Below are 13,189 nucleotides of genomic sequence, written 5' to 3' on the forward strand. Positions count from 1 at the left end.
CAAAGCGTAGTAGATAAACAGTGTTAGCGGAGAGAAACAATGAACAAGCATCTGTATCGTATTATCTTTAACAAAGCCCGGAACATGCTGATGGTCGTGGCCGATATTGCAGCTTCGGGGCAAGGTAGTACGGTACGCCGCCGCAGTCGTCGGCAATCACCGCAATGCCTTTGTCGACTGACGGCGTTACGACTGAGTGTGTTATTGGCAACCGGCAGCATCTCCCTAACAGCGCAAGCCAATATTGTGGCCGACGGACAAGCACCGGGTAACCAACAACCGACTATCCTGAACAGTGCAAACGGCACGCCCCAAATCGATATTCAAACCCCTAACGCCGCGGGCATCTCGCGTAATACCTACAGCCAATTTGATATCGATAAACGAGGCGTCATCCTTAACAACAGTCACAATGCAGTCCAAACTCAACTGGGCGGTATGGTGGCAGGAAATCCGTGGCTTGCCAAAGCGGAAGCCAAAATTATTCTCAATGAAGTGAATAGCCTTAGCGCCAGCCAACTCAATGGCTGGATTGAAGTCGCCGGACAAAAAGCCAACGTTATTATTGCTAACCCGGCAGGTATCACCTGCAACGGTTGTGGATTCATTAACGCCCATCGCGCAACACTCACCACAGGACAGGCCATGATGGAACAAGGCCGACTGAAAGGCTTTGATATTGACCGGGGAGAAGTGCGCATTGAAGACCTGGGAATGGATAGTTCACAACAAAATTACACCGAAATTATTGCCCGCTCAGTGGTCATCAACGGCAAACTGCACGCGAAAGATCTGAAAGTCACAACCGGACGTAATATCGTTGATGCGGCTCACCAGAACATTGAGAAAAAATCGGCTGACGGCAGCAAGAATCCCTCATTTACGCTGGATGTAGCAGCTTTGGGTGGCATGTACGCCAATAAAATCATGCTGGTGGGCACCGAATTTGGCGTAGGGGTACGTAACGCCGGCCACATCGGCGCCACCGCCGGCGAAGTCCGCCTCACGGTTGATGGCCGGATTGAGAATAGTGGCACGATGGCTGCGCGAAGTCATACCACAATCAAGGCGGAATCGATACAGAGCGCCAGCGGCAGCACCCTGGCTGCCGGTATTGATGATAAAGGGAAAGCCACACTGCCTGGATCGCTAACACTGACAGCCAAACAGCACATTCAGGCCAATGGAAAAAATCTGGCAACCAATACTCTGGAAGTACAGAGTAAAAAGATTGATCTCAGCGGAAGTCAAACTTCTGCCAACAACATTCAACTCACTGCCAGTCAGCAAGAGATTAGCACCGCCAACGCTACAGTCACCACTGACCGCTTTACAGCTAAAACACCCGGCCACTTTAACAATGACGGCGGCACACTGGTCGCACGGGAAATCAACTTAACGACCCCAGACTTATCCAATAAACAGGGAAAAATTAATCAAACCGGCAAAGGCGAGCTGGTACTCAACACGCAAAACCTGAATAACCACAGCGGGACCCTTCTCAATGAGGGGAAACGACTGGCTATCACCACCAGCAATCTGGACAACCGTCATGGAAAAATCGCCAATAATGGGGATGACCTGAACCTAACCGTCCACCAGGAGGCGAACAACACGGAAGGCGGGACAATTCAACTCGCCGGCAAAGGTAAACTGTCACTCAACGCTCATCAGTGGATAGGTGACGGAGGCAAACTGCTCTCCAATGGTGAACTGGATGTACAAGCCCACAACCTGCAACTGAACCAGAAAGCAGTCACTACCGCCGACAAAATTACAATAAAAACAGACACATTAAGCCATCAGAGTGGCGTAATGCAGCAACAGGGCAAAGACAAAATGTCTCTGACTGCCAATATGCTGAATAACCACAATGGCGAGATTAAAGGTAATGGTAACCTGAAAATCGATGCCACTACCCTGGATAACAGCCGGGGTAAAATCGCGGCAACCGGTGGCAGCACAGAACTGATCATTGGAAAAGACATTGAAAACGTTGACGGACGAATCGAAGCCAAAACAGCGCTCACCACAAAAAGTCAGGCGCTGAATAACCATCAAGGCTTATTACTGGCCCAGCAAATAGACAGCCAGACAAAAGGACATCAATTCACTAACACCGCAGGACAGGTGATTGCCCGAGAAAAACTCACCCTAAACAGTGGTGAACTGGATAACACTGACGGTCTGTTACAATCCGACAGTGACATGATAGTGAATACTCATGGGCAGAAACTGACTAATATTAAAAACACGAAAGACACTAAAAATAATGACGAAAAAGAGAGCAAAAAAGGCATCATATTAAGCAACGGTAATCTGGAACTCCGCACAGGGGATATCAACAACACCGCCGGCACCATTTCCGCTAAAGGAAAAACCACCCTTAACGCCGGTCATGTTAACAATACCGATGGACAACTCTTATCACAACAGCGGGCGAAACTGACCACACAGGCATTAGATAACACGCGTGGACAGATACAATCAGAGTCAAGCCTGTTGTTGGATACCCAAAACCAAGCCCTGACCAATACCGACAGTGGCAAAACGGGCGGGATTATTGCCAAAGACGCATTACGCCTTTCCAGCGGTCAACTGACCAATGACGCGGGTTTTATCCGGGGTCATAGCATTCACCTCGACACCCATGAACAGCAGCTAAGTAACCAAAGGGGCACCATAGAGAGCAAGAAAAATCTGCAACTTGACAGTGGAGAACTCGACAGTACCCGTGGAAAAATAAAATCTGATGGCGACATGACATTAGACACCCACGGGAAAAAACTAACCACCGCCAAAAGCGGCGACACCCATGGCATTATCAGTGAAGGAACGCTCACCTTAACGACAGGCGAGATCGACAACCACGGTGGCACCATCATGGGTACCGGAACAACAACGATAACGGGTGGAGAACTCCACAACCAACGAGGAAAACTGGCCAGCAAAACCAGCTCCCTGACATTAACGGTAAACAAAACTGACAACAGCGGTGGATTACTGCAATCCGCCGGTGACCTAACATTGGATACGCAAGGTGGGCTGCTAACCAACACCCACAGCGGCAAAGACCGGGGCATAATCAGCAGTACAGGCAACATGAAGCTGACGACCCAGGGGGTTAACAATGATGCCGGCCTAATCCATGCGGGTAAGAACCTGATCCTTGACGGGCAGGAGGGAACCGTAACCAACCGCAACAGCCAGCCTAATCAGGGTATTCGTAGCTCAGGAAACTTGACACTGACTGCAAGTGGTATTGATAACCATCAAGGATCTGTAGAAGCGGATAAACAACTCACCGTGACATCCGGGACAGTTGACAATACCGGTGGCCTGCTGAAATCCGGCACAACCCTGTCACTCAACACCCAAGGCCAGAAACTGATTAACGCACAGAGCGGAGAAAAACGCGGTATCCGCAGCGGCAGTGCTCTGACACTGGAAGCCGGTGAAATTGATAACACCGCGGGCGTGATAGATTCACAAGGTGAAACCACGCTGACCAGCCAAAACCTCAACAATACCGACGGTAAAATCCTCTCGCGGAAAAAAGCCGATCTGACAACACAAGCGGTCAACAACCAAAGCGGACAGATACAATCCGCAGCCAGTTTGAAATTAGATACCCAACAGCATGAACTGACTAACACTGATAGCGGTAAAAACGGCGGGATCATAGCGGAAGATGCCTTGGAACTGACGACCGGTAAACTGATCAATGACCGCGGATCTCTCCGTGGTAATGAAACCCACATTAACACCCATCAGCAAGCGCTAAACAATGTGGCGGGCACCATCGCCAGTAAGAAAAATCTAAAACTCGATAGCGGGAAGTTAGACAGTACCGGTGGAAGAATAGAGTCTGCCGGCGATATGACACTGGACACGCACGGAGAAAAACTGACCACCGCCAAAAGCGGTAAAACCGGTGGCATTATCAGTCAAGGGACAATGACCCTCACCACCGGAGAAATCGACAACCAGGCGGGTTTTATCGAAGGGACAGGCACAACCCTCGTTACTGGCGGTGAACTGAACAACCAAGGTGGTACACTGACCAGCAAAACAGGGGCGCTAACATTAACGGTGAACCAAACTGACAACAGCGGCGGCTTATTGCAATCCGCCGGTGACCTGATACTGGACACGCAAGGTGGCTTGTTGACCAACATCAACAGTGGCAAAACCGGTGGCATTATCAGTACAGGCAATGTCAACCTGACCGCTCAAGGTATCAATAATGAAGCGGGCCTGATCCGTGCGGATAAAAACCTGACTCTGAATGGGCAACAAGGCAAAATAACCAACCGCAACAGCCAACCTGAACAGGGGATATCAAGCCTGGGCGAGTTAACAATAACCGCAGGAGCCCTCGATAACCATAAGGGGACGGTGGTCGCCAATCAACAACTTGAAGTGACATCAACAGGAACCGTTGATAATACCAGCGGTAAAATAGTCAGCCAGCATCAGCAACTGACACTGAATACCGGCGAACTGAATAACGCCGGTGGTCTGCTGCAATCCAAAACAACGCTTTTACTCAACACTCACGGTCAGAAACTGACTAATACGCAAAGCGGGGATGATCTCGGCATACGCAGCGGCAGTGACCTGACCTTAGAAGCGGGTGAAATTGATAACTCGGCTGGCGTGATAGATTCACAAGGCGAAACCTTGCTGACCAGCCAAAACCTCAACAACACCGACGGTAAAATCCTCTCGCAGAAAAAAGCCGATCTGACAACACAAGCGGTCAACAACCAAAGCGGACAGATACAATCCGCAGCCAGTTTGAAATTAGATACCCAACAACATGAACTGACTAACACTGATAGCGGTAAACACGGCGGAATCGTCGCGGAAGAGGCTTTGGAACTGACTACCGGTAAACTGATCAATGACCGTGGATCTATCCGTGGTAACGAAACCCACATTAACACCCATCAGCAAGCGCTAAACAATGTGGCTGGCACCCTAGTCAGTAAAAAAAATCTAAAACTCGATAGCGGAGAACTCAACAGTACTGGCGGGAGAATAGAGTCTACCGGCGATATGACGCTGGACACACATGAAAAAAAACTGACCACCACCAAAAGCGGTAAAACCGGTGGCATTATCAGTAAAGGGACAATGACCCTTACCACCGGTGAAATTGACAACCAAGACGGTGTGATTATCGGTACAGGAACAATGACCGTTACTGGTGGTGAACTGAAAAACCAAGGTGGTACACTTGCTAGCAAAACAGGTGCACTGACATTAACGGTAAACAAAACGGACAACAGCGACGGCTTACTGCAATCCGCCGGTGACCTGATACTGAATACGCAAGGTGGTCTGTTGACCAACATCAATAGCGGCAAAACCGGTGGCATAATCAGTGAGGGCAATGTCAGCCTGACCGCTCAAGGTATCAATAATGAAGCTGGCCTGATCCGTGCGGATAAAAACTTAATCCTTGACGGGCAGAAGGGAACCATAACCAACCGTAACAGCCAACCTGAACAGGGTATCTCAAGCCTGGGCGAGTTAACAATAACTGCGGGAACCCTCGATAACCAACAGGGAAGAATCATCTCCGATAAGCAGCTCAAAGTGACATCAACAGGAACTGCTAACAACACTGGCGGTAAAATGGTCAGCCAGAATCAGCAACTGACACTGAATACCGGCGAACTGAATAACGCCGGTGGTCTGCTGCAATCCAAGACAACGCTTTTACTCAACACCCACGGCCAAAAGCTGACTAATACGCAAAGCGGAGATGACCTCGGCATACGCAGCGGCAGTGACTTGACCTTAGAAGCGGGTGAAATTGATAACTCGGCTGGCGTGATAGATTCACAAGGCGAAACCTTGCTGACCAGCCAGGACCTCAAAAACATCGGTGGTAAAATCTTCTCACAGGGCAAGGCAGATCTAACAACGAAGGCGGTTAATAACCAAAGCGGATTGATACAATCCAAATCCAGCCTGAAATTGGATACCCAACAGAAAAAACTGACGAATACCGATAGCGGAGAACTTAACGGAATCCTCGCACTGGATAGCCTAAAACTGCTTACAGGTGAACTCATCAATGACCTCGGCTATATCCGTGGCGATGAAACTCACATTGATACTCATCAACAGACATTAAGCAATCTAACCGGCACCCTATTCAGTAAGAAAAACCTGCAACTCGACAGTGGGAAACTCGACAGTACCGGCGGGCTAATAAAGTCTGATAGCAATATGACGCTGAATACTCACGGAGAAAAACTGACCACCGCCAAAAGCGGCGATACCAAAGGCGTTATCAGTAAAGGTACATTAACCCTCACCACCGGAGAAATCGATAACCAAGATGGTTTTATCAAAGGGATAGGAACAACAATCGTTACCGGCGGTGAACTGAAAAACCAAGGCGGGACCCTTGCCAGCGAAAAGGGGGCGCTAACATTAACGGTGAACCAAACTGACAACAGCCGCGGCTTACTAAAATCTGCCGGTGACCTGACACTCAATACGCAAGGTGGTCTGTTAACCAACATCAACAGCAGCAAAAACAGAGGCATAACCAGTACAGGCAATGTCAACCTGACCGCTCAAGGCATCAATAATGAAGCTGGCTTTATCCATGCAGGTAAAAATCTCCGCCTTGATGGACGACAAGGTAAAATAATCAACCGCAACAGCCAACCTGAACAAGGCATATCAAGCCAGGGAACGCTGACAATGACCGCAGGTACCATCAATAACCATAAGGGAATTGTGGCTGCCAGCCAACAACTTGAAGTGACATCATCAGGAACCGTTAATAACACTGACGGTAAAATGGTCAGCCAGTATCAGCAACTCACCATGAATACCGGTGAACTGAATAACACCGGCGGCTTGCTGAAATCCCAAACAACCCTTTGGCTTAACACCCACGGCCAAAAGCTGACTAATACGCAAAGCGGAGATGACTTCGGCATACGCAGCGGCAGTGACTTGACCTTAAAAGCCGGTGAAATCGATAACACTGCTGGTGTGATAGGCTCAAAAGGTGAAACCACACTGACTAGCCAGGACCTCAAAAACATCGGTGGTAAAATCCTCTCGAAGGGCAAGGCAGATCTAACAACGAAGGCGGTTAACAACCAAAGAGGATTGATACAATCCACATCCAGCCTGAAACTGGATACCCAACAGCAAAAACTGACGAATACCGATAGCGGTGAACTTGATGGAATCATCGCACAGGACAGCCTAAAACTGCTTATAGGTGAACTCACCAATGATCTCGGCTATATCCGTGGTGATGAAACTCACATTGATACTCATCAACAGACATTAAATAATCTGGCCGGCACCATATTCAGTAAGAAAAACCTGCAACTCGACAGTGGAGAACTTAACAGTACTGGCGGACGAATAGAGTCTACCGGCGATATGACGCTGGATACTCACGGAGAAAAACTGACCACCGCCAAAAGCGGCAAAACCGGTGGCGTTATCAGTCAAGGTACATTAACCCTCACCACCGGAGAAATCGACAACCAGGATGGTTTTATCAAAGGGATAGGAACAACCCTCGTTACTGGCGGTGAACTGAAAAACCAAGGCGGGACCCTTGCCAGCGAAAAGGGTGCGCTAACATTAACGGTGAATCAAACGGATAACAGCGGCGGTCTGTTGCAATCCGCAGGTAAACTGACTCTCGATACGCACGGCCATTCCCTGACTAATAAAAACAGTGGTGATAAAGGCGGCATCCACAGCCAGGACGATATGCTGATTACCAGTGGTGATTTACATAATCAAGCGGGCACGATTGCCAGTCGTAAAATCGCCCCCCTAAACCCTGAAGCCGTGAATAACACCCAGGACACCATTGTTGGCACCCAACAGATAAAACTGATCACCCAGGCATTCAACAACCAACAAGGCACCGTCCACTCTGATGGCAACCTGAACCTCAATACCCAAGGCCAACGCCTGGATAACAACGGTGACAAAGATAAATCAGGTGAATTCTCTGCCCAGGGAGATTTGACGCTAGATATCGGTGAATTAAATAACGCTACCGGTTTTATCGCCGCTGACGGCAAAACCGACATTACCAGCACAACTCTCACCAATAACAAGGGAAAAATTGCCGGCAACAGTGGACTGGACATTCATAGCCAGAAGCTCACCAACCACAATGGTGCATTACAGTCAGCGAAAACCGTCAATATTGACACCAACGGGCAGCTACTGGACAACCAACAGGGTCGTATTATTGGCGATGACAACACTACCGTTACCAGCGGCAAACTGAATAACCAACACGGACACATTCAGGGTAAAAAACTCACCCTCAACACCGGGCAAGCCGATACGGATAACCAAGACGGTAAATTGTTGTCAACAGACACCATGCACCTGAATACCCAACAGCTCGACAACCGCCGCGGGCAGGTCAAAGCCTTTGGGGATGCCACGCTCAATATCCAGACAAAAACCGACAATACCGGCGGCTTTATCCACAGTAATCAGCAACTGACACTAAAAACAGCAGAACTCATTAACCGGGAGACTAATCACCCTGACCAAGGTACCGAAGCCCAAAACCTGATAATTGAAGCTCAACAAGTGGATAACACCCAGGGCGAATTACGGGGAGACAACAGCCTGCGAACTCATGTCAGCCAAACGCTGAATAATACACAAGGGCTGATCTCTGGTGGCAAACAGCTCATTATCGAGGACGAAACACAGCAACTGTCCATTGACAATCAACAAGGCACCCTGATTGCGGGGGAAAATGCCAACATCAAAGCGGGCGCCCTGGGTGGTATCGGACAGGTATTATCACAAGGCGATATGGCGATCGCCTTGAAACAGGACTTCCACAACACCGGCAATATCACTGCCAACGGTCATTTATCCCTAAAAACCGCTGGCAATATCACCAACGACAATACAATAAAAACCGGGCAAACATTACATCTGGAGGCCAAAAACCTCACTAACACCCAAACAGCAAAAATCAGTGCCAAGAAAACCGAGGTCAGCATCCGAGACACACTGACCAACACTGGATTGATTGACGGCGAACTCACCCATCTCACCACTAAGACACTGAACAATACCGGCACTGGACGTATTTACGGTGATCAAATAGCCCTCGAAACAGGTACTCTCAATAACACGGCGCAAGATGGCAAAGCCGCCGTCATTGCCGCCCGAGATCGATTAGATATCGGTACCGGAACCCTCAACAACAGTCACCATGCCCAGATTTACAGCGTGGGTGATATGCGCATCGGCGGACAACTGGATGAGAACCTGACGGCGACGAGTCAAGCTGGCCGACTCAGCAACCACGCGGCCACCATTGAGGCCGGGGGTAACCTAAGCATTGATGCCGCTATTATCAAAAATACCAACGACCGCCTAGTGACACACATCGTAGAAACAGAAAAATCCCAGCGGCATGAAGGGGTATTGAGCGGCCACACCACCCGCTATGACTGGTCACAAGTAGACACTTCCTACAGCAACAAATACGGCGTACACACCGCTGTTATGCCGGATGGTAACGGCGATGATGAGTTTTACGAGTACCGATATACCCGTACCATCAATGAAACCCAGATAAAAGAGAGTGATCCGGGTAAAATCCTGGCCGGGGGTAATATGACCCTGAACAGCACAATACTGACCAACAACGACAGCCAAATCGTGGCAGGCGCAACCCTGAGCGGTGATATTGACGAACTGCACAATAACGCCACCAAAGGCGAACGTATTATCACGGATGAAGGCAGTGAAATCCGCTGGTATGCCAAAAAGAAAAAACGTCGATTCAGAGGAACCAAAACCTCCCAGGGAAAAGACTGGGACGATTATAACCCGGCACCGATAACCGAAACCATCGACCTGAAAGCCTTGGCCTGGAAAGGTAATACCCGTCCTGACACCACCGGCATAACGATAGGTGACCGGCAGGAAAGTAGTGTTCAGAGTGCACCTGCCGGAATTAGCTTGTTCTCAAGAATGGCAGAAGCGGGTGATGTCACGCTGACAAACGCCACTATTAACGCCATCCCTCTCAGCGTTCCAACGCAGACTGACGACCGGTCATTGCAGGTTAATGGCCCAGGAACTACTGTCGCTATCCCTACAGAGACCATCACACTACCGAACAGAGACATACCGACTGATCGCCCATTAGTTTCACCTACAGGTCAACAGACTGAGCAGATATTACCCTCCGGCATAGTGGTACTACCAAACAGAGACGCACTGACTGAACACCCATTACTTTCTCCTACGGGCCAACAAACCGAGCAGGTATTACCCTCCGGCACAGTGGCACTACCAAACAGAGATGCATTGACTGAACACCCGGTACTTTCACCGGCTCAACAAACTGAACGGGTGCTGCCTCCTGCCCCTGTCAGCTTACCAAATAGTGGCACATTAGATGAGCGCCCGCTGGTGTTACCGACAGGCCAACAATTTGAACTGACGCTACCGCCTGATACCGTCAAAGGTCAAAGCATCGAACCCCTTATCCGCATCGTTGCTCCAGACACCCGCCTGCCGGACAACAGCCTGTTTGTCGTACAACCGGGCAGTGACAGCCATTATCTGGTAGAAACCGACCCTAAATTCACCCAGTACAAAAAGTGGCTGGGCACGGATTACATGCAACAACAGTTAACCCGCGACCCGGCACTGGCACACAAACGACTGGGAGATGGGTTCTACGAGCAGCGTCTGGTACGTGATCAAATTACCCAACTGACCGGTCAACGTTATCTGACCGGCCACAACAATGATGAAACCCAGTTCAAAGCGCTAATGGAAGCCGGAGTTGCTTTCAGCAAACAGCAACAACTCACTCCCGGCATCGCCTTAAGCCCATCGCAAATGGCGCTGCTCACCTCGGACATTATCTGGCTGACCAACCGCACCGTGACCCTGCCGAACGGCACAACGCAGGTGGTCGCCGTGCCGCAAGTCTACGCTCGCGTGAATAAAGGCGACCTGACCGGTGACGGTGCCCTGCTCTCCGGTAAAAACGTGATAATAAATAGCCGGGGCGATATCACCAACAGCGGCACTATCCGCGGGCGTGAAGTCACCCAACTGACAGCGAACAATCTGACCAATAGCGGCTTTATCCAAAGCGGCAAAGTGGATTTAACCGCCCGGCAGAACATCACCAACCTCGGCGGGCAAATTCAGGGCCGTGACCGCGTTTCTGCACTGGCAAACCAGGATATCACCAGCGCCTCTACCCTGCGCGGAGATAATATTGACCGCTGGCTGGATCGGCCGGCGGGCATTTATGTCCAGAATGACAACGGCACCTTGTCGCTGAAAGCCCTCAACAACATCCGCCTCACGGCCAGTGAAGTAGATAACGCGGGCAAAGACGGTCAGACAGAGATAACAGCGGGCCTCGACCTGACTCTGGACACCCTGCGCACTCATCGCACGGAAAACAGTGACTGGGGGAGCGACAACTATCGCCATCTCACTCAGGAGCGTGACACTGGCAGCCAGATAACCACCGCCGGTAACCTGGCACTCCGGGCAGGCAATAACCTGAACGCTACCGCCGCTACTGTCAATGCCGGTCAACAACTGACCGCCCAGGCCGGGAACAACATCACCTTGGATGCCGGTACCGCTTCATCAGACCTGATAGAACACAGCAAACAGACCAGTAAAGGCTTACTCTCCAAATCCTCCGTCGAAACCCACGATGAGGTACATGAACGCCGGGCACAGAGCACCACGCTCAGTGGCGACCGCGTAACCGTACAAACCGGGAATGACCTGAATATCATCGGCAGTAATGTGGCTGGCACTCAGGATGTTAATCTGGCCGCGGGCAATCAACTCACCATCACTACCGCTGATGAAGCCCGTCATGAAACGCACTTCAAACAAGAGAAAAAATCCGGTCTGATGGGGACCGGAGGTATTGGCTTCACCATCGGCAAAGCCAGCCAAAAATCCACCACCGACATCGACAGCAACCTTAACAAAGGCAGCGCAGTAGGCAGCAGCCAGGGCAGTGTGACATTCAGCGCCGGAAAACAGCTCAACCTTCACGGCAGTGATGTAGTGGCGGGCCGCGATACGCAACTTTCCGGCCAAAACATTAACATCACCAGCGCGGAAAACAGCCACACCGCTATCACCAAAACCGAACAGAAACAAAGCGGCCTGACCGTGGCTCTGTCCGGCACCGCAGGCGGGGCCCTGAATTCCGCAGTTCAAACGGTTCAAGCCGCCAACAATGAAAGTGACAGCCGCCTGAAAGCCTTACAGGGCACCAAAGCCGCCCTTAGCGGGGTACAGGCTGTCCAGGCAGCCCGTCTGGCCGACGCTAAAGGCGGTGACGACAAAGCCAACAACAATCTGGTGGGGGTCAGCCTCTCCTACGGCAGCCAGTCCTCCCGGTCAGAGCAGAAACAGCACCAGACCACTCAACAGGGCAGCAGCCTGATGACCGGGGATAATCTCACCCTCACCGCTGCCGGTACTCCAGACCAGAACGGCGATATCCGCATTCAGGGCGGCCAGTTGCAGGCGGGTAAAGACCTGCAACTCAATGCCAGTCGGGATATCCAGCTCTCATCCAGTCAGAACACCGAACAGACCACCGGCAAAAACAGCAGTCGCGGGGGCTCACTGGGCGTCGGTTTCACGGCCGGACCGGGGGGCACGGGTATCAACCTCTCCGTCAGTACCAACCGCGGTAAAGGCCGTGAAAGCAGCAATGGCGTCAGCCATAACGAAACCACGCTGGATGCAGGACAAACCCTCACCCTCAATGCTGGCCGGGATACCACGCTCAAAGGCGCTCAGGTCAGCGGCGAACAGATTACCGCCGACGTAAAACGCAACCTGACGCTCAATAGCGAACAGGACAGCAACCGCTACGATATGAAGCAGCAGAATGTCAGTGCCAGCGACAGTACCACTTTCGGTCCACAACCGGGCGGCTCATTCAACCTCAGCGCCAGCCGCGACAAAATCCACAGCAACTTTGACTCCGTACAAGAGCAGACCGGACTGTTCGCCGGCCAAGGCGGCTATCAAGTGAAAGTGGGGGAACACACCCAGCTTGATGGCGCAGTCATTGCCAGTACCGCAGACAAAGACAAAAACACCCTCGATACCGGCACGCTGGGTTTTAGCGATATAA

Annotated in this window: 1 protein-coding gene; it reads left to right on the forward strand. The window is 50.9% G+C overall.

The features are described 5' to 3' along the window. Window positions 1–39: 39 nt before the first annotated feature. On the forward strand, window positions 40–13,189 hold a 13,150-nt coding region (locus KZ793_RS22725), incomplete at its 3' end, for a hemagglutinin repeat-containing protein (protein ID WP_317987480.1).

Source organism: Photorhabdus antumapuensis (genome assembly GCF_020387775.1).
GTDB lineage: Bacteria > Pseudomonadota > Gammaproteobacteria > Enterobacterales > Enterobacteriaceae > Photorhabdus > Photorhabdus antumapuensis.